20 protein-coding genes and 1 pseudogene are annotated in these 20,467 nt (G+C 73.6%); 4 read left to right on the top strand and 17 right to left on the bottom strand.

Annotated features, from left to right (window positions below; translation table 11 throughout):
- Positions 1-149: 149 nt before the first annotated feature.
- The 7 genes from AB0K43_RS27130 to AB0K43_RS27100 all read right to left on the bottom strand — a co-directional run bounded on the left by AB0K43_RS27130 (position 150) and on the right by AB0K43_RS27100 (position 6,628).
- The gene (locus AB0K43_RS27130) at positions 150-1,193 is read right to left on the bottom strand and encodes a hypothetical protein (protein WP_363644211.1); all 1,044 of its coding nucleotides are present in this window, start codon (positions 1,191-1,193) and stop codon (positions 150-152) included.
- A 214-nt stretch (positions 1,194-1,407) separates the two neighbouring features.
- On the bottom strand, positions 1,408-1,899 hold the full coding sequence (locus AB0K43_RS27125; protein ID WP_363644209.1) for a DUF3180 domain-containing protein: 492 nt from the start codon (positions 1,897-1,899) through the stop codon (positions 1,408-1,410).
- A 135-nt stretch (positions 1,900-2,034) separates the two neighbouring features.
- Positions 2,035-2,634 (bottom strand): 2-amino-4-hydroxy-6-hydroxymethyldihydropteridine diphosphokinase, encoded by a 600-nt coding sequence (folK, locus tag AB0K43_RS27120; RefSeq protein ID WP_363644207.1) that lies wholly within the window; start codon positions 2,632-2,634, stop codon positions 2,035-2,037.
- 61 nt (positions 2,635-2,695) lie between these two features.
- A complete protein-coding gene (folB, locus tag AB0K43_RS27115; protein WP_363644215.1) occupies positions 2,696-3,055 on the bottom strand; it encodes a dihydroneopterin aldolase in 360 nt (119 codons plus the stop codon).
- A gap of 226 nt (positions 3,056-3,281) precedes the next feature.
- A complete protein-coding gene (locus tag AB0K43_RS27110) occupies positions 3,282-3,785 on the bottom strand; it encodes a nuclear transport factor 2 family protein (protein WP_363644205.1) in 504 nt (167 codons plus the stop codon).
- Positions 3,786-3,788: 3 nt separating this feature from the next.
- Positions 3,789-4,646: a dihydropteroate synthase gene (gene folP, locus AB0K43_RS27105; RefSeq protein ID WP_363644203.1), complete on the bottom strand. Its 858-nt coding sequence runs from the start codon at positions 4,644-4,646 to the stop codon at positions 3,789-3,791.
- A gap of 122 nt (positions 4,647-4,768) precedes the next feature.
- Positions 4,769-6,628, bottom strand: a complete 1,860-nt coding sequence (locus tag AB0K43_RS27100; protein WP_363644201.1) for a phosphatidylglycerol lysyltransferase domain-containing protein — start codon at positions 6,626-6,628, stop codon at positions 4,769-4,771.
- A 484-nt stretch (positions 6,629-7,112) separates the two neighbouring features.
- On the opposite strand from AB0K43_RS27100, the gene AB0K43_RS27095 reads away from it, so the two are divergent.
- Positions 7,113-8,297 carry an alpha/beta hydrolase-fold protein gene (locus AB0K43_RS27095; RefSeq protein WP_363644199.1) on the top strand — a complete coding sequence of 395 codons (1,185 nt, stop codon included), beginning with the start codon at positions 7,113-7,115 and terminating at the stop codon, positions 8,295-8,297.
- A 69-nt stretch (positions 8,298-8,366) separates the two neighbouring features.
- Here AB0K43_RS27095 and folE read toward each other — a convergent pair whose 3' ends face one another.
- The 6 genes from folE to dacB form a co-directional block, all read right to left on the bottom strand.
- A complete protein-coding gene (gene folE, locus AB0K43_RS27090) occupies positions 8,367-8,972 on the bottom strand; it encodes a GTP cyclohydrolase I FolE (RefSeq protein ID WP_363644197.1) in 606 nt (201 codons plus the stop codon).
- 122 nt (positions 8,973-9,094) lie between these two features.
- Entirely contained in the window at positions 9,095-11,134 is a 2,040-nt protein-coding gene (gene ftsH / locus AB0K43_RS27085; protein WP_363644195.1) for an ATP-dependent zinc metalloprotease FtsH, read from the bottom strand.
- Between the two features lie 220 nt (positions 11,135-11,354).
- Positions 11,355-11,909 carry a hypoxanthine phosphoribosyltransferase gene (gene hpt, locus AB0K43_RS27080; protein ID WP_363644194.1) on the bottom strand — a complete coding sequence of 185 codons (555 nt, stop codon included), beginning with the start codon at positions 11,907-11,909 and terminating at the stop codon, positions 11,355-11,357.
- A 65-nt stretch (positions 11,910-11,974) separates the two neighbouring features.
- Positions 11,975-13,111 carry a tRNA lysidine(34) synthetase TilS gene (tilS, locus tag AB0K43_RS27075; protein ID WP_363644192.1) on the bottom strand — a complete coding sequence of 379 codons (1,137 nt, stop codon included), beginning with the start codon at positions 13,109-13,111 and terminating at the stop codon, positions 11,975-11,977.
- Between the two features lie 317 nt (positions 13,112-13,428).
- Positions 13,429-14,589, bottom strand: a complete 1,161-nt coding sequence (locus AB0K43_RS27070) for a zinc-dependent metalloprotease (protein WP_363644190.1) — start codon at positions 14,587-14,589, stop codon at positions 13,429-13,431.
- 72 nt (positions 14,590-14,661) lie between these two features.
- Positions 14,662-16,101 (bottom strand): D-alanyl-D-alanine carboxypeptidase/D-alanyl-D-alanine-endopeptidase, encoded by a 1,440-nt coding sequence (gene dacB / locus AB0K43_RS27065; RefSeq protein ID WP_363644188.1) that lies wholly within the window; start codon positions 16,099-16,101, stop codon positions 14,662-14,664.
- A gap of 76 nt (positions 16,102-16,177) precedes the next feature.
- On the opposite strand from dacB, the gene AB0K43_RS27060 reads away from it, so the two are divergent.
- Both AB0K43_RS27060 and AB0K43_RS27055 read left to right on the top strand, forming a co-directional pair.
- Positions 16,178-16,669 (top strand): inorganic diphosphatase, encoded by a 492-nt coding sequence (locus AB0K43_RS27060; RefSeq protein WP_350637425.1) that lies wholly within the window; start codon positions 16,178-16,180, stop codon positions 16,667-16,669.
- Positions 16,670-16,866: 197 nt separating this feature from the next.
- Positions 16,867-17,538: a biliverdin-producing heme oxygenase gene (locus AB0K43_RS27055; RefSeq protein WP_363644186.1), complete on the top strand. Its 672-nt coding sequence runs from the start codon at positions 16,867-16,869 to the stop codon at positions 17,536-17,538.
- 147 nt (positions 17,539-17,685) lie between these two features.
- On the opposite strand, the gene AB0K43_RS27050 is transcribed toward AB0K43_RS27055, so the two are convergent.
- The gene (locus AB0K43_RS27050; protein ID WP_363644213.1) at positions 17,686-18,117 is read right to left on the bottom strand and encodes an HtaA domain-containing protein; all 432 of its coding nucleotides are present in this window, start codon (positions 18,115-18,117) and stop codon (positions 17,686-17,688) included.
- 33 nt (positions 18,118-18,150) lie between these two features.
- Here AB0K43_RS27050 and AB0K43_RS27045 point away from each other — a divergent pair.
- Positions 18,151-18,477, top strand: a pseudogene (locus tag AB0K43_RS27045) (hemin ABC transporter ATP-binding protein); the annotation flags it as partial.
- Here the strand turns inward: AB0K43_RS27045 and AB0K43_RS27040 are convergent.
- The 3 genes from AB0K43_RS27040 to AB0K43_RS27030 form a co-directional block, all read right to left on the bottom strand.
- A complete protein-coding gene (locus AB0K43_RS27040; protein WP_363644184.1) occupies positions 18,432-18,647 on the bottom strand; it encodes a dodecin in 216 nt (71 codons plus the stop codon). The pseudogene AB0K43_RS27045 and the gene AB0K43_RS27040 sit on opposite strands and share 46 nt — an antisense overlap.
- Positions 18,648-18,751: 104 nt before the next feature.
- The gene (locus tag AB0K43_RS27035; RefSeq protein WP_363644182.1) at positions 18,752-19,702 is read right to left on the bottom strand and encodes an asparaginase; all 951 of its coding nucleotides are present in this window, start codon (positions 19,700-19,702) and stop codon (positions 18,752-18,754) included.
- 73 nt (positions 19,703-19,775) lie between these two features.
- Positions 19,776-20,321 carry an ABC transporter substrate-binding protein gene (locus AB0K43_RS27030; protein ID WP_363644180.1) on the bottom strand — a complete coding sequence of 182 codons (546 nt, stop codon included), beginning with the start codon at positions 20,319-20,321 and terminating at the stop codon, positions 19,776-19,778.
- Between the last annotated feature and the right edge of the window lie 146 nt (positions 20,322-20,467).

Below are 20,467 nucleotides of genomic sequence, written 5' to 3'. Positions count from 1 at the left end.
GCCGAGGAGCTCCACCGCGCCGGTGGGCGGCAGCGACACCAGGCCGTGCCGCAGCAACTGCTGCTCGGCGGCCGGGTCCGGGCGCCGCCCGTCTGCGTGCTCCAGGATCGCTGGGTGATCCGAGCTCAGGAGGGCTGCGTGCTCCCAGCTCAGGAGGAGCGAGAGGCCCGCAGCTCCGGCAGCTCCAGCAGCTCGGTCTCGTCCTCCGGGGTCAGGTCCACCACCTCGGGGCGGCCGTGGTCCGGCTCCGCCTCCTCGGCCCGCTCGACCACCGGCTCCTCGGCCGGCGGCTCCACCACGCGCACCTGCGGCACGGCGTAGCGGGCGCTCGCCGCCACCGCCTCGTCGCCGACCACATCGGCCAGATCGCCCACCGAAGGGGCCGGCGCCGCCGCCCGGACGGCCGCCCGGGCCGCCCCCTGGCGGCCGAAGAAGCTGAAACCGGAGCCCCGCCCGGCACCCGGCTGGGCCGGCCGCGGCCGCTGCCGGCCGCCGGGCGCCACCGTGGCGGCCGGCGCCGGGGCCAGCGCCGTGCCGGTGCCCTCGGCCACCGGTGCGGTCAGCACCGGGCGCTCGGGGGCGGCGGCCACCGCCGCCCGCAGCGGGCCGGGCTGCCCCGTGGAGCCGGCCGCGACCAGCTCCGGAACGCTGCGCCGGGCGGCCAGCTGCGCCCGGGTCTCGCTCGCCCGGCGTGCCTCGGCCAGCTCGGCCTGCCGCTCCAGCTGGCGCAGCACCGAGGCCGCGCGGACGTAGGCGGCCGGGGTCGCGGGGTACTTGGGGCGGGCCGCGGCCAGCGCCCGCTCGGCCGCCTCGGCGTCCTTGAGGGCCTGCGCGGCCACCGCCATGGCCCGCTCGCGCAGCAGCCGGGCGACCTCGGTCTCCGCCTTCGCCAGCCGCGACTTCTCGGCCGTCAGACGCCGCCCGAACCTGGTCGCGCGCTCCTCCGCCACCTCCGCCGCGTACTCGGCCTCGGCGAGCTGCTCCTCGTACCGCTCCTCGGCGCGCATCCGCTGGGTGACGGCCAGCTGGGCCGCCGCCCGGGCCGCCTTGTCGCGCTGACGGAGCACCACCCCGAGCCCGACGGCGGCGAAGACCGCCGCGACGCCCACCGAGCGGGCCGCCACCTGGTCCGGACTGGCCACCAGCGCGGCCAGCGCCGCGACGACGAGAACACCGATGGCGACCGGCGGCAAGGACCGGCCGAGGAGGGAGGAATGACGGTGGCGTCCACGAGACATGCCAAAGAAACTAGCGTGCGAATTGGGGCCCTGTCAGCCTCGCCACTCATTCGGCCCTTGACATTTCCGGGGCGCCACACCGAGCTCCGCCCCGATCACGCTGGGCCACGGTCGCGGCGGGCCGTGGAGACCGCCTCCGACACCGCCGCCGGGCCGCCCGGGCCCGGGCTCAGCGGTGGGCGGCCGGCCGGCCGGGCGGGGCGCCGTCGTGGTCCTCGGGCAGCCGGCAGATGTGCTGGAGCCAGAGCGCCACGGCGATCACCGCCGCGCCGGCCAGCACCGCGAACCCGGCCGTGATCGCCTGCGACCGGCGGACCGCGATGTCCAGCTGGCCGAGCAGCACGATCCCCACCCCGGCGTACACCCCGGACACCACCGCCGAGACCAGCGCGCTGGCCTGACCGAGCACCAGCGCCCGCGCCGCACCGAGCGGGTCGACGCCCTTGGCCCCCGGCTGCCGCTCCCGGACCGCCTTGAGCCTGGACCGCAGCGAGATCGCGGTGGCCAGCAGCACGACCGCGATCCCGGCCAGCACGATGGGCGCGAAGACCGGCACCCCGGGCAGCGCGCCGCGCGCGTCCCACACCTTGGCACCGGCCCAGGACAGCACCGCGGCCACCGCGGCGATGCCGAGCAGCAGACGTAGACGGAGCGGCTTCACGCGTAGGAGGTCCCTTCCCGACAATCGCGGCGGCTGACGGCGGCCAGGACACCGTACCGGGCGGGGCCGCCGCGGTACCTACTCGTACGGCCGTGGCCGGTGGAAGGTTCCCGGCCCCGGCGCCCCGGACCGGTGCTACTCGGGCAGCCGGAGCTGGATGTCCTCGCGGCGCCACACCACCTGGCCGGGCTGCCCGACCAGGACGTCCAGCAGCGCACCGACCGGGCCCTGGCCCGGTACCTCGGCCGCCGGGTCGGCGTCCTGCCAGGGAGCGAGCACGAAGGCCCGCTCGTGCGCCCGCGGGTGCGGCAGCAGCAGCACCGGGTCGTCGCTGGTCACGCCCTCGTAGGAGAGGATGTCGACGTCCAGGGTGCGCGCGCCCCAGCGCACCTCGCGGACCCGGCCGAAGGCGTCCTCGACCGCGTTGGCGCGGTCCAGCAGGTCGCGCGGCGGCAGGCTGGTCCGCAGCACGGCGACGGCGTTGAAGTAGTTCGGCTGCTCGCCGGGGCCGCCGAGGGCCTCGGTCTCGAACACGGCCGAGACGGCGGTGATCCGGATGCCGGGGGTGTCCGCGAGCGCGTCCACCGCGCCCTGCAGGGTCTCCAGCCGGTTGCCGAGGTTGCTGCCGAGGGCGACCACGGCCGAGCGGGTGGTGTGCAGGGTGGATTCGGCGCAGTCCACCCGGCGCTCCAGGTCGAACGTGGTCGGCGAGGCGGTCGGGTCGCTGGTGCTCATCAAAATCCCTCTGCTCGGGGCGGCGGGAGGCTGCGGCCGCTGGACATGGGGGCGGCGCACGTCATGCGCGGCCCCGGTGAATGGTGATGGTGACGTCGTCGAACGGGACGGTGATCGGGGCGTCCGGCTTGTGCACGGTGACCTCGACCTCCTCGACGACCTCGTGGCTGAGGCACTGGTCGGCAATCCGCTGGGCGAGGGTCTCGATCAGGTCGACCGGATCACCGGCGATGACCGCGGTGACCTCCTCGGCGATGATCCCGTAGTGGGCCGTACGCGTGAGGTCGTCGCCCGCGGCGGCCGGCCGGGTGTCCAGATGGAGCACGAGGTCGACGACGAAGGTCTGCCCCTCGATCCGCTCGCGCTCGAAGACGCCGTGGTGGCCGCGGGCACGCAGGCCCCGCAGGGTGACGCGGTCCAGCAAACGAATCACTGCTCCCAGATTCGGTCCCCGCGCGGGGCAGGGTGGTGGCGGGCTCCGTCGCCCGCTGCCCCCGAATCTACCCGCGGGCACCGACACCGCCTGACCGTCTACCCGGCGCGCCCGCGCGCCACGCGCGCCGCTTCGGCGATTGACGTGAACGTTCGGTGCCGTCCGGCGGACATCCGGGCGCCCACCGGGCCCGCGCCCGGGCCGCTCGGCGAGGTCAGTCCTCGTCCTCGTCGTCGCCGCTGGTCAGGACGGGTGAGCCATGGTGCGACCAGAGCCGCCAGCCGTCCGCCGTGCGGCGGAACAGGTTGGTCGAGACGACCTTGCCGCCGACCAGCGGGCCCAGCTCGCCCTCCTCTTCGGCCTCGCCGCCGGAGAGGATGTTCTCGGTGCAGGTGACCAGCGCCACATCACCTTGCACCTCCACCTCGACATCGGTCAGGAAGAACTGGATGTACTCGGTGTTCATCATGATCAACATGTACGAACGGGTGACCTGGGCCCGGCCGCGCAGCACCGGCCAGCCGGGGTGGACGCACACCACGCCGTTCTTGTCGTCCGCGTCCGCCGCGCCCAGCCAGATCGCCTCGACGGCCTCCAGATCCCCGGTCTCCAGCGCCTCGTAGAGGGCCTGGTTGGCGGCCAGCACCGCGTCGCGGTCCAGCTCCGGAGCCGCCGCCGGGTTGTTGCTCCGGTCGTTGCCGCTCACCGCTTCTGCCACGCCTTACCCCCTCTGTGCGGCCTGCTCCCAGGCCGCGACCACTCGGACGGCGTCGGCCGTACCGGCCACGTCGTGCACCCGGACGGCCCAGGCGCCCGCCCGGGCCGAGAGCACCGAGACGGCCGCCGTGGCGTCGTCGCGCTGCCGGGCCGGGCGCGGCTCCCCGGTTTCCGGGTTGGCGAGCAGCGTACCCAGGAAGCGCTTGCGGGATGCGGCGACCAGGACCGGGCGGCCCAGCGCGGTCAGCACGTCGAGGCGGCCCAGCAGCGCCCAGTTGTGCGCGCTGGTCTTCGCGAAGCCGAGACCGGGGTCGAGGATCAGCTGCTCCTCCTTGACCCCGGCGGCCAGCAGGGCGGTCATCCGCGCGGCCAGCTCGGCCGCCACGTCGGCCACCACGTCCCGGTAGACCGCGAGGCGGTCCATGTCGGCGGACTGGCCGCGCCAGTGCATCACCACGAACGGGGCGCCGGTCCCGGCGACCACCTCGGGCATGGCCGGATCGGCGAGGCCGCCCGAGACGTCGTTCACCAGGCGGGCGCCGGCGGCGACGGCCTGCTCGGCCACGCTCGCCCGCATGGTGTCGACGGAGACCACCACACCGGCCGCCGCCAGCTCGCGGACCACCGGGATCACCCGGCGCAGCTCCTCCTCCTCGGTGACCCGCTGCGCGCCGGGGCGGGTGGACTCGCCGCCGACGTCCACCAGGTCCGCCCCGCGGGCCGTCAACGCCAGACCGTGCGCCACCGCGGCGGCGGGATCGAGCCACAGGCCGCCGTCGGAGAAGGAGTCGGGGGTCACGTTGACGACCCCCATCACGGCGCATCGGCCGAGGCTGGGGAGTCCGGGGAGAGGGTTGTTCATGAAGTCATTATCGAGCGGCGAGGGCGGGACCGACGGAAAGCCGATGACGGCTGACAGATTCTGAAATCCGTCAGCCGTCATCGGTCGATCGTCATCGGTCGATCGTCATCGCTCGGCCGCCGTCAGGCCGCCTCGGTCACCGTGCCGACCTTCACCGACTCCGGCATCAGCCCCTGCCGCTGCCGCTTGCGCCCGAACCGCGGCATGCCCAGCGTGATGAAGGCCTCCGCCTGCATCGCCGCGAAGCCGATCCGCGGCAGGTCCCGGGTCGCCGGGTAGACCAGGAACCGCGGCTCCCACTCCGGCTGGAACTTGGCGTTGAACTTGTACAGCGACTCGATCTGGAACCAGCGCGAGAGGAACACCAGCAGCCCGCGCCAGGCGCGCAGCACCGGCCCCGCGCCGATCCGCTCACCGCGCGCCAGCGCCGAGCGGAACATCGCGAAGTTCAGCGACACCCGCCGCACGCCCAGCGCCGGCACCTCCTGGAGGGCCGCCACGATCAGCAGCTCGTTCAGCCCCGGGTCGGCCTCCCGGTCGCGCCGCATCAGCTCCAGCGAGATCCCGTCCGGGCCCCACGGCACGAAGTGCAGCACCGCCTTGAGGTCGTCCCCGGTGCCGGCCGCCTCGTCACCCGCCGCGGCGCCCTCCGGCGCCTTGTGCGCGGTGACCACGACGCACTCGTCGTCACCGATGTCGCCGAACCGCCCGAGCGCCATCGAGAACCCGCGCTCGGTGTCGGTGCCGCGCCAGCGCGCCGCCGCGTCCGCGATCTGCCGCTTCTCGGCCTGGCTCAGGTCGCCGACCCGGCGGACCTTGCAGGAGTAGCCGTTGCGCTCGATCCGCTTGACCATCTGCCGGACGTTGCGCATCGCCCGCCCGGAGAGCGAGAAGGCCGCCGTGTCCACGATCGCCTCGTCGCCCAGCTCCAGCGCGTCCAGCCCGGCCTCCCGGGTCCAGACCTCGCCGCCCACCTCGCTGCAGCCCATCACGGCCGGCACCCAGGCGTGCTCGCGGGCCTCGGCCATGAAGACCTTGATCGCGCCGGGCCAGGCCTCCACGTCGCCGACCGGGTCACCGGAGGCCAGCATCACGCCGGACACCACCCGGTAGGAGATCGCCGCCTTGCCCGAGGGCGAGAACAGCACGCTCTTGTCCCGGCGCAGCGCGAAGTAGCCCAGCGAGTCCCGCTGCCCGTGCCGGGCCAGCAGCTCCCGCACCCGGACCTCGTCCTCGGGGGTCAGCTCGGGCTCCGGCTTCTCCGGGCGCAGCGCCAGGTAGCCGGTGGTGAACGCGGTCAGCAGCCCGAGGGCGCCGAGCGAGTACGCGACCAGGTCGGCGATCCGCTCGCTGCCGTACCGGATCGGCCCGTCGAAGCCGAACAGGCCGTACACCGTCTCCTGCAGGCGCTCGGCCAGGCTGGGGTCGCCCAGCTCCGACTTCGGGTGCACCGAGACGATCAGCAGCCCGAGCCCGAGGCTGACCAGCGACATCGCGACCAGGTTGGCCACCGCCCGCCAGCGGGTGCGCGGGTCGGCCTTGGCGTAGAACTCCCGGCGGTGGATCAGCACCACCACGAACAGCACCAGCGACACCACGCACGGCCCCGGCTGGTGCCAGCGCAGCGCCTGCAGCGCGGCGCCGAGCGGCAGCAGCACGCAGACCGCGCGCCAGGCCCGGCGCTTGCGGCGGCGCAGCGCGTGCGCCAGCAGCACCAGCAGCAGGCCGATCATCAGGGTGCCGACCGCGGCCAGCGTGGTGGTCGCCCCGGGCAGCTGCCCGGCGAAGGTGTGCACCTTGGTGTGGCGCAGCTTGGGGAAGATCGCGCTGCAGATGTCCAGCAGCCCGATCAGCAGGCAGGCGTAGCCCACCGCTCCGGGCAGCCAGGCCCTGGGCACGGCGGCGGCTTGGGTACGGAGCGTCTGCAGACCCCGGCGGCGGGGCTGCTCGGGCGACGGCTCAACGGACACGGGAACGCTCATGGAAGCTCAGCCTAGAGGCTGTCTGGGGCTGTCCTGTCACTCCGGAGGAGGAACTGTGATGGACCTTCATGGCTATTCCTTGGTCTGGCAATCCGCACGTCAAGAAAGCCCCAACGGGCGGCCAAAGCCGCCCGGGGACAGGGGTTCCCTGGGCCGTCGGAGCCTGGGGACGGGTGATGCCGCGGGCCCGTCCGTCCGGCGGGACGGCCTGCCGGACGGGCCGCGGCAGCGGGAGAACAGAGAGACGGGTGCCACCCGCGGAACGAGCGGCACGGGTCCAGCATCGCCGCACCGGCGCTCCAGAACCCCCGCCGACGCGACACACACGGTGGACGCCGCATTCTAGGGCTTCGGTTGCGCCCTCCCCCAGCCGCGGGGCGAACCGGGCCCGACGCCCGGTCAGGCTAGCTCCGCTGGCCGGAGCTGACAGCCCAACGCACGATGAACCCTGGCCCGACAACTTCCCCAGGGAGGGCGACCCCGGATGAAACTGACCAGCAGCGCGCTGGTGTACTCGCTGACCGTGCTGGCCGCCGTCGGGCTGCTCGCCACGCTCTGGCTCTGGCCCAGGCTGGCCCGCCAGCGCCCGCTGCCGGTGCTCGGCCGGCTGGCCCTGCTGAGCGTGGTTCAGGTCGCGGTGCTCTCGGTGCTCGGGCTCACGGTGAACAACTCCTTCGGCTTCTACACCTCCTGGGACGACCTGCTGCGCCCCGGCGGCGCCCCGCTGGCGCTGGCCGCCGCGGCGTCCCCCCGCGGCGCCGCGCCCGACCTCACCAAGCTGGTCCAGCCGACCACCGAGGGCGGCATGGAGACCGTCAAGGACCTGCTCCCCGCCGGCACCCCCCAGGAGGTCGGCAAGGTGGAGTCGATCCGGGTGAACGGGCCCGCCTCCGGCCTGTCCGACCAGGTCTTCGTCTACCTGCCGCCGGAGTACTTCGCCCCGGAGTACGCCAAGATGCGCTTCCCCGCGGTGCTGGCGATCGGCGGCTTCCCCGGCACCTCGCTGCACCTGCTGGACGGGCTGAGGCTGCCGCAGACCGTCACCGAGCTGCACCGGGCCGGCCAGGTCACCCCGTCCGTGATCGTGATGGCCCGGCCGACCGTCGCCCCGCCGCGCAACACCGAGTGCGTGGACGTGCCCGGCGGGCCGCTCACCGAGACCTGGTTCGCCAAGGACCTGCCGAACGCCGTCCGCTCCGCCTACCGGGTGCGCGACTCCGAGAACTCCTGGGGCGTGCTCGGCTACTCCACCGGCGGCAGCTGCGCGCTGCGCCTGGCCCTGCGCTTCCCCGACCGCTTCGCCGCCGCGGCGGCCCTGCACGCGGACTACCAGGTGCCGAACGACTACTCCACCGGCGGCGACCTCTTCCACGGGGACACCGCCCTGGCCAGCCAGTCCGACCTGCTGTGGCGGCTGCGCAACCTGCCGGCCCCGAAGTCATCCCTGCTGGTGGTGAGCACCAGGACGGAGGAGAACTTCAAGGCGACCGAGGACTTCCTGGCCCTCGCCCGGCAGGTGGCGGAGGCCCACCCGGAGTTCAAGGTGGACTCCACCTTCCTGGACGACGGCGGCCACAACTTCGACTCCTGGCAGCGCGAGCTGCCGGCGGCGCTGAAGTGGCTGGGCGACCGGCTGGGCACCTTCGAGTGGGTCAACGACCGCTCCTGACGACCACTCCCGACGGCCTCACCCGGGCCTCTGCCTGGCAGGCCGACGAGCCCGGGTGCGCCGACGCGATCAGCGCCCGATGATGAGGCTCATCGCCTCGGCCCGGGTGGCCGGGTCGCGCAGCTGGCCGCGCACCGCGGAGGTGATGGTCTTGGCGCCGGGCTTGCGGATGCCCCGCATCGACATGCACATGTGCTCGCACTCGATCACCACGATGGCGCCGCGCGGCTCCAGGATCCGCATCAGCGAGTCGGCGACCTGGCTGGTCAGGCGCTCCTGAACCTGGGGGCGGCGGGCGTAGACGTCGACCAGCCGGGCGAGCTTGGACAGACCGGTGATCTTGCCGCTGGTGGACGGGATGTAGCCGACGTGCGCCACGCCCCGGAACGGCACCAGGTGGTGCTCGCAGGTGGAGAACACCTCGATGTCCTTGACCAGCACCATCTCGTCGTGGCCGAGGTCGAAGGTGGTGGTGAGGACGTCCTCCGGCCGCTGCCGGAGCCCCGCGAATATCTCCTGGTAGGCCCGCGCCACCCGGGCCGGGGTCTCCAGCAGACCCTCGCGGTCCGGGTCCTCGCCGACCGCGATCAGCAGCTCGCGGATCGCGTCCTCGGCACGCTTCTGGTCGAAGGGCCCGACGGCGGCTTCACCCTCAAGAGTCACCGGGTCGATCATGCGTGCCTCGCTTGGCTGGCGGAATTGGACGGGGGAACTGCACCGAGCAGCACGAATGCCGCGCCTCCAGGGTACAAACCCCGGTGACGCGGCATCCATTCCGATCGGACGGGCCGGGTGGATCAGCTCTCGGCCGGGCCCTCCGGCAGCTTGCGCACGTCCACCGCGGGGGCGTCGACGGCCGGCACGGCGATGCCGTTGCTGAGCGCGAGCTCCTTCGGGGACTGCACGGGCGGCCGGGTGGACGGAGTGCGCCGGGAGGAGCCCGTCCAGGCCGGACGGTGCGGACGCTTGATCACGTGAGTGAAGATCTCCGCGATCTGCTCCTTGTTCAGCGTCTCCTTCTCCAGCAGCTCCAGGACGAGGTTGTCGAGCACGTCGCGGTTCTCGACCAGGATCTCCCAGGCCTCGTTGTGCGCCGTCTCGATGAGCTTCTTGACCTCCTCGTCCACCAGCCCGGCGACCTCTTCCGAGTAGTCGCGCTGGTGACCCATCTCACGGCCGAGGAACGGCTCGGACTCGCTGGAGCCGAACTTGATCGCGCCGAGGCGCTCGCTCATGCCGTACTGGGTGACCATGGCCCGCGCGGTGGCGGTGGCCTTCTCGATGTCGTTCGAGGCGCCGGTGGTCGGGTCGTGGAAGACCAGCTCCTCCGCCGCCCGGCCGCCCAGCATGTAGGCCAGCTGGTCGAGCATCTCGTTGCGGGTGGTGGAGTACTTGTCCTCGTCCGGCAGCACCATGGTGTAGCCGAGCGCCCGGCCCCGGGACAGGATGGTGATCTTGTGCACCGGGTCGGAGTAGTTGCACGCCGCCGCCACCAGGGCGTGGCCGCCCTCGTGGTACGCGGTGATCTTCTTCTCCTTGTCGGACATGATCCGGCTGCGCTTCTGCGGGCCGGCCACCACACGGTCGATGGCCTCGTCCAGGAGGAAGTTGTCGATCAGCTTCTTGTCCGAGCGGGCGGTCAGCAGGGCGGCCTCGTTGAGGACGTTGCTGAGGTCCGCGCCGGTGAAGCCGGGGGTGCGCTTGGCGACGGCCGAGAGGTCGACGTCGGGCGCGATCGGCTTGCCCTTCTGGTGCACCTTGAGGATGTCCAGCCGGCCCTGGAGGTCGGGGCGGTCGACCGCGATCTGCCGGTCGAACCGGCCCGGGCGCAGCAGCGCCGGGTCCAGGATGTCCGGACGGTTGGTGGCCGCGATCAGGATCACGCCGCCCTTGACGTCGAAGCCGTCCATCTCGACCAGCAGCTGGTTGAGGGTCTGCTCGCGCTCGTCGTGGCCACCGCCGAGACCCGCACCGCGGTGCCGGCCGACGGCGTCGATCTCGTCGACGAAGATGATCGCCGGCGCGTTCGCCTTGGCCTGCTCGAACAGGTCGCGGACCCGGGAGGCACCGACACCGACGAACATCTCGACGAAGTCGGAGCCGGAGATCGAGTAGAACGGCACCCCGGCCTCGCCCGCGACGGCGCGCGCCAGCAGGGTCTTGCCGGTCCCGGGCGGGCCGTAGAGCAGCACACCCTTGGGGATCTTGGCGCCGACGGCCTGGAACTTGGACGGCTCCTGCAGGAACTCCTTGATCTCCTGGAGCTCCTCCACCGCCTCGTCCGCACCGGCCACGTCGGAGAACGTGGTCTTCGGGGTGTCCTTGGTGAGCAGCTTGGCCTTGGACTTGCCGAACTGCATGACCCGCGAGCCGCCGCCCTGCATCTGGTTCATCAGGAACAGGAAGACCAGGACGATGATCACGATCGGCAGCATCGAGAGCAGCAGACTCATGAAGGTCGACTGCTTCTCGGGGCTGATCGTGTAGTTGTCGGGCAGCTGTCCGTCGGCGAACTGCTTCTGCAGCGTGTCCGCGACGTCCTTGGCCTGCGAGTCCGAGACGTAGGACGCCTGGAACTTGCTGCCCGAGGGCTGCTTGCCGGAGCCGTTGGTCGGGAGCTTCTGCCCGTCCTTGAGCTGGATCTTGATCAGGTTCGAGTCACCCGTGGTGATCTCGGCCGACTTCACCTGGGTCTTGTCGATCGCGGCCACGACCTGGCCGGTGTCCACCGTCTTGTAGCCGCCGGAGTCCGAAACGACCTGCATCAGCACAACGACGGCGAGAGCGGCCAGCACGATCCACATGATCGGCGCACGGAAGTATCGCTTGACGTCCATCCATGCGGGGCGTTGCCGCCCCGTCCCTCCTGCCACTCAACGGCGCTGCGCGACTGGGGCCGCGGGCGCATACCGGGTATGTGCTCATGAGAAGAGCGGTTTATTGGACCGTACCGCAGTCCCACCCACCCACGGCGGGAGCACGACGGCACGGCGTATTTTCCTACCCCGGCTCAACGGGCGGGAACGGCGCACCGTTCCCACCCGTAGCCCGAACGGTTCAGCCCCCGTAGACGTGCGGTGCCAGGGTGCCGATGAAGGGCAGGTTGCGCAGTTTCTCGGCGTAGTCCAGGCCGTAGCCGACCACGAACTCGTTGGGGATGTCGAACCCGACGTACTTGACGTCGATGGTGACCTTCGCCGCATCCGGCTTGCGCAGCAGCGTGCAGACCTCCAGCGAGGCCGGGCCGCGCGAACCCAGGTTGCCGAGCAGCCAGGACAGCGTCAGACCGGAGTCGATGATGTCCTCGACGATCAGCACGTCCCGGCCCGCGATGTCGGTGTCGAGGTCCTTGAGGATCCGCACCACACCGGAGGACTTGGTGCCCATCCCGTACGAGGAGACGGCCATCCAGTCCATGGTGACCTGCGAGTGCAGGGCCCGGGCGAGGTCGGCCATCACCATCACGGCGCCCTTGAGCACGCCGACGATCAGCAGGTCCCGACCGGCGTAGTCCTGGTCGATCCGCTGGGCCAGTTCGGCCAGCTTGGCATCGATCTCGTCCTTGCTGATGAGCACCTTCGCCAGGTCGGCGCCCATGTCGTTCTGATCCACCGGGGATACGTCCTCAAACGTTCGGGGTCTGGGTTCGGCGGCGGCCCTGGGACCAGCGGACGGGCTCACGCCCGCTGATCGCCCTGTCGCCGAAAGACCAGCGTGCCACACCGGCGGACGGCTTCCACTCCCCCGGGTAGGTGCAGCGGCCCCTGACCGCGCCAGCCGGTGACCAGCAGGTCGACCGACTCCAGGTGCCGGGCGAACAGGTCACCGGCCGGGCAGCCCGCGCGCAGCGCCGCCCGGCGCAGCACCCGGCGGCGCACCGCGGGCGGCAGACCGGTGAGTTTGGCGACGTCCAGCGCGCCTTCGGCCGTTCGGAGATCGGGCTCGGCCAGCGCGGCCCACTGGTCGAGGGCGTCGGCGTCGTCGCGGAACAGCCGGGCGGTCCTGGCCAGCGCCTCGACCACCCCGCCGCCCAGGTGCTTCTCCAGCACCGGCAGCACCTCGTGGCGCACCCGGGAGCGGGTGTAGGCGGGGTCGGTGTTGTGCGGATCGTCCCAGACCGGGATGGACTGGGCGGTGCAGGCCTGCCGGGTGGCGGCGCGGTCCAGCTCCAGCAGCGGGCGCCGGTAGCGGCCCTTCTGCGCGGGCATCCCGGCCAGCGAGCGGGAGCCGGAGCCGCGGGCCAGGCCCAGCAGCACCGTCTCGGCCTGGTCGTCGCGGGTGTGGCCGAGCAGCACGGCCAGCGCGCCGAGCCGGTCGGCCGCCGCGTCCAGCGCGGCGTAGCGGGCGTCCCGCGCGGCGTTCTCCGGGCCGCCGTCCCGGCCGACCCGGACCCCGATCGCCTCGACCGGGTCGAGGCCGAGCTCGCCGAGCCGCTCGGCGACCTGCTGCGCGCGCTCGGCCGAACCGGCCTGCAGTCCGTGGTCGACGGTGACGGCGCCGACCCGCAGGCCGAGCTTGGGCGCCTCGAAGGCGGTGGCGGTGGCCAGCGCCATCGAGTCCGCGCCGCCGCTGACCGCGACCAGCACCAGCGGGGAGCCCGGCGCCGCCGGGGTGCGGGGCAGGCCCGAGGGGTGGCGCCGGGCGTTGCCGATCAGGGTGGTGGCGCCGGCCAGGGCGGCCTCGGGCGCGGCGGCCGGCCGCAGTCGCGGCGCGCGGACCGGGGAGCCCGGCACGACACCGGCCTCGGCGGCGAGTTCGGCGAGGGTACGGCGGACGGCGAGGCGTATCGCCGCGACAGCAGGATGTGGGCCCACGGGGATGCACTCCTTGGCGGAGGGGGGAACGGGCAGGCCGGAGGCAGCGCCACCGGGTACGGGGAGACACCCGGTCAGCTCTCTGTCACCATGCGCTCACAGATGGTCGCAGAATCCGGCCACCGGCTACGCCACCCGCGCCACCGGTACGACCACCGTCCCACGTACGGGTGAATGGAAAAACGTTCATTCGGGCTCCATCTGTACGGCTGCGCCCACCCGTGCGAGCGTCGGGCGGCCGACCCGCGCCGCCCGGGCCCGCCGCGGGCCCGCCCACCGGACCGGCCGCAGGCCCGCCGCGGACCGGACCCGGCCGGTCAGCCGACCACCCGGGCCACCCAGGCGGCCGGGTCGTGGATCTCGTCCTTGGTCGGCAGGGTGTTCGGCGAGGTCCACACCCGGTTGAAGCCCGCCATCCCGACCCGGTCGACCACGCCGCGCACGAAGACCGCGCCGTCCTGGTACTGGCGCAGCTTGGCGTCCATGCCGAGCAGCCGGCGCAGCACCAGGTCGAGCCGGCCGGCGCCGCGGTCCCGGCGCTGCTGGAACTTCTCCCGGATCTCCGCGACCGAGGGCACCACGGCCGGGCCCACCCCGTCCATCACCACGTCGGCGTGGCCCTCCAGCAGCGACATCACCGCGGTGAGCCGGGCCAGGATCTCGCGCTGCGCGGGCGACTGGACGGCCTCCAGCAGGGTGCTGGGCCCGGAGCCGTCGCCCCGGCCGCCGAGGCCCGGCACGCTGCCCCCGAAGGCCTCCCTGGCCCGCTCCAGCAGCGCGCCCGGGTCGACGTCTGCCTGCACCAGGAAGGCCTGCACCTCGGACTGGATGTGGTCGCGCAGCCACGGCACCGCGGTGAACTGGGTCCGGTGGGTCTCCTCGTGCAGGCAGACCCAGAGCCGGAAGTCGTGCGGGTCGACGTCCAGCTCGCGCTCGACCTGCACGATGTTGGGCGCCACCAGCAGCAGCCGGCCGGGGCCGGGCAGATCGGGGCCGCGGCGCGGCTTGTCGAACAGCCCGGCCGGGCTGTCCGGCGGCGCCGGCAGCTTGGCGGGCGCGAAGGTCTCGTACTGGCCGAGCACCTTGGTGGACAGGAAGGCCAGCACCGCGCCGACCTCGACCCCGGTGGCCTTCTCCCCCAGCGAGCCGAGCACCGCCGAGCCCTCGCCGCGCCGGGCCTGGAGCTTGTCCACCAGCGGCTGCACGATGGTGCGGAACCCCGCCACGTTGGCCCGGACCCAGCCCGGCCGGTCGACCACCAGGACGGGGGTGGCCACCGCCTCGGCCAGGCTGCTGGACTGCATCCGGGTGAACTCCCGGACGTGCTCCTCGGCCTCCAGCGCGTGCCGGCGCAGCTCGGCGACGACCGTGCGGGCCTCCTCCCGGGAGACCTCCGGGCCCGGCCGGACCAGCCGGGTCGCGGTCGCGACCGCGAGATCCCAGTCGACCATGTCTGCCCTGCTGCTCGCGCTCGTCATGCCCTCACGGTACGTGCTCGGACCCGCCTGGGGGAGGGAGTCCGCACCAGGTGGCACGGGGGCCCGTCGCGGTCAGTGGCAGCCGCAGGCGGCGAGCCTGGCGACGATCCGGTCGACCGCGGTCCGGGCCGGATCCGCGGCGGCCGTGGTCTTCGTCATCAGCGCGAAGACCAGCACCCGGCCGTCGGCGTCCACCACGGTGCCGGCCAGGGTGTTGACGCCGGAGAGGGTGCCGGTCTTGGCCCGGACGATGCCGGAGGCCTCCCCCGCCCCCGACCGGGCGCCGAACCGGCTCACCAGGGTGCCGGTGAAGCCGGCGATCGGCAGGCCGGTGAGCACCGGGCGCAGCTCGGGGTGGTCCTTGGCGGCGGCCACCGCGAGCAGCTGGACCAGGGTGCTCGGCGGGATCAGGTTGGCGGTGCTCAGCCCGCTGCCGTCGTTCAGCACCAGGCCGGCGGTCGGGACCCCGAGCTTGCCGACGGTCTCGGTGACGGCCGTGGCGGCGCCCTCGAAGCTGGGGCTGCGGTGGGCGGCGATCGCCACCTGGCGGGCCACCGCCTCGGCGATGGTGTTGTCCGAGTGGGTCAGCAGCCGCTCGACCAGCCGGGCCAGGGTGGGCGAGCGGACGCTGCCCAAGGTCCGGGCGTCGGGCGCCGCGGTGGCGGCGGCGGGGCGGCCCTGGACGGTGACGCCCTGGGCCTTGAGCAGGGCCGTGAAGGCGTCCGCCGCCTGGGCGGCCGGGTCCAGCACCCGGGCCGGTGCGTCGGCCTGCGAGCGGGGCTCGACCTTGCCCTCGTCCACCATCAACGCGGTGACCGGGGCGACGTTGTAGTCGTCGTTCTCCATGTGCCGGACCTGGCCGGTGTAGAGCGAGTTGTCGTAGCCGAGCTTCACGCTGCTCACCCCGGCCGCCTTCAGGGCGGCGGCGGTCTGCGCGGCCAGGTCGGTCATCGAGGCCGGGGCGTTGTCCGGGTCCACGGCGAGGCCGCCGACCTGCACCTGGTCGGCGGGGAGGGCGGTGAGGGTCGGGTCGCCGCCGCCGACCAGGGTGATCTCGCCCGGCGCGGCGCCGGCCACCACCCGGGTCTCGATCCGGCGGTCGGCCGGCAGCAGCGCGAGGGCCGCCACCGAGGTGGCCAGCTTGGTGGTGGAGGCGGGGGTGGCCGGGGTGTTCTCGCCGGAGCCGAACAGCAGCCGGCCGGTGGCGGCGTCCGCGACGGCGAAGTTCAGGGTGCCCAGCGACTTGTCCTGCAGCAGCGGGGCGAGCGCCTGCTGCACGCCCGGCCCGGTGGGCAGGGTGTCGGCGGAGTCCGTCACCGGGGTCAGCACGGCACCGCCCGGCGGCGGGCCGGTCGCCGCGCCGGTGGCCTCACCGCTGCTCTGCCCGGGCGCCGGCGAGGGCGCCGCGAACGCCCGGCCGACCCCCGCCGTCAGACCCGAGGTCGCGAGGGCCGCCCCCAGCACACCCGCGACCGCAGACCTGCGCAGCCGTCCCACCCCTGCACCGTTCACCGACCGGCCCCTTTCCAGAGCACACCTTGCCGTAGGAGACACTTGGATTCTGTCAGTCCCTACCTTGGAGGAACCGTTGGAGTTCGACGTCCTGATCGAGATCCCGAAGGGCTCGCGGAACAAGTACGAGGTCGACCATGAGACCGGCCGCCTCCGTCTGGACCGGATGCTCTTCACCTCGACCCGCTACCCGGCCGACTACGGCTACGTCGAGGGCACCCTGGGCGAGGACGGCGACCCGCTGGACGCGCTGGTCATCCTGGACGAGCCGACCTTCCCCGGCTGCCTGATCAAGTGCCGCGCGATCGGTATGTTCCACATGACCGACGAGGCCGGCGGCGACGACAAGCTGCTCTGCGTCCCGGCGACCGACCCGCGCTGGGAGCACCTGCGGGACATCCACCACGTGTCGGAGTTCGACCGCCTGGAGATCCAGCACTTCTTCGAGGTCTACAAGGACCTCGAGCCCGGCAAGTCCGTCGAGGGCGCCAACTGGGTGGGCCGGGTCGAGGCCGAGGCCGAGATCGTGGCCTCGATCAAGCGGCTGAAGGACCAGGGCGGTCACTGAACCGCCGGCCCCCTCGTTCCCACGAGGTGACCGGAAGGCCGGGACGGGCACTGCGCCCGACCCGGCCTTTCCCATGTCCGGCGGCGGGCCCCACCGGCGGGCAGGTCTTACCGACAGGGTGTCGGCAAGACGTTGACTTAGGTAAGCCTAACCATGAGAATCGGGGAACAGTCGACCCCGACCACGGAGGCCACCGCATGTCCGAGTCCGTGCCGCCCACCGCCTTCTCCACCGTGCTGCGCACGGCCAGCAGCGAGGAGCACGAGGCCGCCGAGCACTCCTCGTTCATGGGCCACCTGCTGAACGGCCGGCTGGGGGTCGACGCCTACGCCCAGCTCTCCGGCCAACTCTGGTTCGTCTACCGCGCGCTGGAGGGCCGGGCGGCCGAGCTCGCGGCGGACCCGGTGGTCGGGCCGCTGATCGACCCGGCGCTGTTCCGTACGGCCGCGCTGGAGCGCGACCTGGCCCACCTGCTCGGCGCCGACTGGCGCTCGGGCCTGCGCCCGCTGCCCGCCACCGCCGCCTACGCGGCCCGGCTGGAGGAGCTCGCCGACACCTGGCCGAACGGCTACCTCGCCCACCACTACACCCGCTACCTGGGCGACCTGTCGGGCGGTCAGATCATCCGCGGCGCGGCCGAGCGGACCTGGGGCTTCGAGCGCAAGGGCGCCGGGGTGGAGTTCTACGTCTTCGCCGAGGTCGCCAACCCCGCCGCGTACAAGCGCGAGTACCGGGAGAAGCTGGACGCGGCCGGTCTCGCGATGGACGAGGTGGAGCGCCGCCGGGTGGTCGAGGAGTGCAAGCGGGCCTTCACCCTGAACGGCGCCGTCTTCGCCGACCTGGACACCCGGTACCCGCTGAGCGCCTGAGTCGCACCCTCCGCCGCACCGCTTCCGAGCCGCCAGGTCGTCACCGACCCGGCGGCTCAGGGCTTTTTGGGTGCTGCCAGGGCCGCCGCGGGCCGCCGGCACGGCGATCCCCGGCGGGCGGGCCGCCGGGGGTCGGGTGGGCTCGGGTCAGCTGTCGCCGGTGGTGCGACGGCGGCGCAGCAAGGCGGTGGTGCCGCCACCCAGCAGGAGCAGTCCGGCCGCGGTGGCGACCAGCGGCACGAACGGGGTGTCGGTGCCCGTGGAGGCCAGCACCCCGTCGGCGCCACCGGTGGTCGAGCCGCTGACGGTGAGGACCGGGCCGGGCTGGCCGGTCGGCGCCGCCGTGGTGGCGGGCGAGGTCGGCCGGCCGGTGACCGGTGCGGTCGGGGTGCCGGACGGCAGCGCCGCGCCCTTCTCGAAGGCCAGCGCGATGGTGACCGGGTCCAGCTCGGCGCCGGCCTGGTAGAAGCCGCCGAAGGCCGGGGCGCCCTGCTCGGTGAGGGTGGCGGGCAGCTCGGCCAGCGTCACCACACCGTTGACCGCGGTGAAGCTCGCCTTGGCGAGGTCGAGCGCGGCCACCGGCACCGCGGTCAGCTCGGTGGTCCTGCCGTCGCGCTCGACCTGCGCCACCAGGAGCTGGTGCTGCGCCTGGCCCGGCAGCGGGCCGCCGCGGGGGACGCGGTGGTGGTGGTGGTGCTGCACGACCTGTCGCTGGCGGCGGCCTACGCCGACCGGGTGGTCCTGCTGGCGGCCGGGCGGGCGGTGGCCGACGGCCCGGTGCGCGAGGTGCTCACCGGGCCGCTGCTGAGCGAGGTCTACGGCCACCCCGTCGAGGTGCTGGACCACCCGCGCACCGGGGTGCCGCTGGTGCTGCCCGACCGGACGGTGGCGGCTCAGCCCTCGTCGTCCAGCCGGAAGCCGACCTTCAGCCCGACCTGAAAGTGCTCGATCCGGCCGTCCGCGATGTGCCCGCGCACCTGGACCACCTCGAACCAGTCCAGGTTGCGCAGGGTCCGGGCGGCCCGGTCGACGCCGTTCCTGATCGCCTGGTCGACGCCCTCGCTGGAGGAGCCGACGATCTCGGTGACGCGGTAGATGTGGTCCGACATGGCACTCTCCTGAACGGTCCGGTACGGCGTGGGCGACGGCCCCCCGGTCCACCGTGCCGCACCCCGCCGGACCCCGCGCGCCGGAGCCGTCCGCCCGGGGACGGTCAGAACGCGGCCCGTACCTCGCCGACCACCGCGCCGCCGCCGTGCAGCGGCTGCGCGCCGATCCGGTCCAGCACCTCGTGCTCGATGCCCAGCCGGCGCAGCGCCTCGGCCAGCACCGGGCCGCTTGCCCGCTCCGTACCGTCCTCGATCTTGAAGGCGAGCGCCCGGCCGTCCGCCAGCGCGACCACCTGGACGGCCTCCGCGCCCATCTTGGACAGCGCCCCGGGCACGGCCCGCATCAGCCAGGTGTCGATCCGGCGGGTGCCGGCCACGTACTCGGGGTGCGCCCGCATCGCGTCGGCCACCCGGCGCGGCGCGGTGCCGGGCTCGGCGAGCAGCAGCGCCCGGTAGCCGCGGGCCAGGCCGGTCAGCGAGACGGCGAGCAGCGGGGCGCCGCAGCCGTCGGTGCCGAGGTGGGTGGGCTGCTCGCCGGTGGCCTCCTGCAGCGCCTCGCGGGCCAGCAGCTGGATCGGGTGGGCCGGGTCGAGGTAGCTCGCGGTGTCCCAGCCGTTGGCGGCGCAGGCGGCCAGCCAGCCGGCGTGCTTGCCGGAGCAGTCCATCAGGATCGGGCTGCGCTCGCCGCCCCGGCGCAGCAGCTGCTCGGCCTCGGTCCGGTCCAGCGGGAGGTCGGCCGGGGTCCTCAGGTCGGCCTCGGTCAGCCCGGCCTCGGCGAGTATTCGCCGCACGGCCTCGAGGTGAAACGTTTCCGCCGAGTGGCTGGAGGCAGCCAGCGCCAGCAGCTCGCCCTCGATCGCCAGCCCGGCCCGCAGGGTGGCCACGGCCTGGAAGGGCTTGGCGGTGGACCGCGGGAAGATCGGCGCGTCCGGGTCGCCGAGGGCGAGGTCGACCGTGCCGTCGGCGGCCAGCAGGACCAGCGAGCCGCGGTGGCGGCTCTCGGTGAAGCCGGAGCGGACGACCTCGGCGAGTACGGGCAGGGTGGACTGCGGCATGGGGTGACTCCAGGGATTCCAGGGGCACAGGGTGAGGGTGGCCCGGCCGCCGCCCCACCCCCGACGGGCACCGTCAGCCCCCGGTGAGCAGGTCGTCGACCCGTGCTTCCCCCTCACGGTACCTGCGGGTGATCTCCGCGCTGCAGTCGTCCGCCGTCCGCTGGAGCAGCTGGCGGCGGCCGGAGACCTCGCGCTCGTGCTCGGCCAGTCGCTCCACGGCCGCCAGCAGCTCGGCGGTGGGGTGCGCGGCCAGATCGGCCAGCTGCACGTCGCCCATCAGCTCGTCGGCCTCCGTCCTGGCCTGCTGGCTGCGCGGCGGGCCGAGGGTGACGTGCCGGGCCGGGCGCCGCACCGAGGAGGGCGCGTCGGCCAGGATGGCCGGCAGCCGGTCCAGCAGCGCGCCGACGTCCAGCAGCACCGGTGCCGCGTCGTCGAGCGGCACCTCACGGCGGTCGAGCTCGGCGCGCAGGATGTCCATCCGGCCGTGCAGCAGCCGGCGCAGGTACGAGAGGTCGGCCTCCTGCTCCTGGGCGTCCCGCCGGAGCGCGCGCAGCTCATCCAGACCCAACCGGCCGATCCCGCCGGCCTGCTCCCGGGCCGTACCGCTCGCGTCCATCATCCAGCCACCTGCCGTGATCCGATCCCGCCCTGAATCCCGTACGGGGTCCGTACGGGAGCACGCCCGGTCCGCCCCGAGGGTTCCCCCGGTCTCCCGCTTCCACCCGCTCGGGCGATGCCGCCCGGTACGGATGTACGAGCCGCCCG

Origin of the sequence: Kitasatospora sp. NPDC049258 (assembly GCF_040678895.1) — a bacterium.
Taxonomy (GTDB): Bacteria; Actinomycetota; Actinomycetes; order Streptomycetales; family Streptomycetaceae; genus Kitasatospora.
The sequence above is the reverse complement of the archived record's forward strand: the minus strand, read 5'-3'. Positions and strand labels throughout refer to the sequence as shown.

Coding starts and splice junctions, on each gene's coding strand:
- folK (WP_363644207.1), bottom strand. CDS start 2,634: ATGAGCACCAGCGACCCGACCGCCTCGCCGACCACGTTCGACCTGGAG.
- folP (WP_363644203.1), bottom strand. CDS start 4,646: ATGAACAACCCTCTCCCCGGACTCCCCAGCCTCGGCCGATGCGCCGTG.
- AB0K43_RS27100 (WP_363644201.1), bottom strand. CDS start 6,628: ATGAGCGTTCCCGTGTCCGTTGAGCCGTCGCCCGAGCAGCCCCGCCGC.
- AB0K43_RS27095 (WP_363644199.1), top strand. CDS start 7,113: ATGAAACTGACCAGCAGCGCGCTGGTGTACTCGCTGACCGTGCTGGCC.
- folE (WP_363644197.1), bottom strand. CDS start 8,972: ATGATCGACCCGGTGACTCTTGAGGGTGAAGCCGCCGTCGGGCCCTTC.
- ftsH (WP_363644195.1), bottom strand. CDS start 11,134: ATGGACGTCAAGCGATACTTCCGTGCGCCGATCATGTGGATCGTGCTG.
- AB0K43_RS27070 (WP_363644190.1), bottom strand. CDS start 14,589: ATGACGAGCGCGAGCAGCAGGGCAGACATGGTCGACTGGGATCTCGCG.
- AB0K43_RS27055 (WP_363644186.1), top strand. CDS start 16,867: ATGTCCGAGTCCGTGCCGCCCACCGCCTTCTCCACCGTGCTGCGCACG.
- AB0K43_RS27040 (WP_363644184.1), bottom strand. CDS start 18,647: ATGTCGGACCACATCTACCGCGTCACCGAGATCGTCGGCTCCTCCAGC.
- AB0K43_RS27035 (WP_363644182.1), bottom strand. CDS start 19,702: ATGCCGCAGTCCACCCTGCCCGTACTCGCCGAGGTCGTCCGCTCCGGC.
- AB0K43_RS27030 (WP_363644180.1), bottom strand. CDS start 20,321: ATGATGGACGCGAGCGGTACGGCCCGGGAGCAGGCCGGCGGGATCGGC.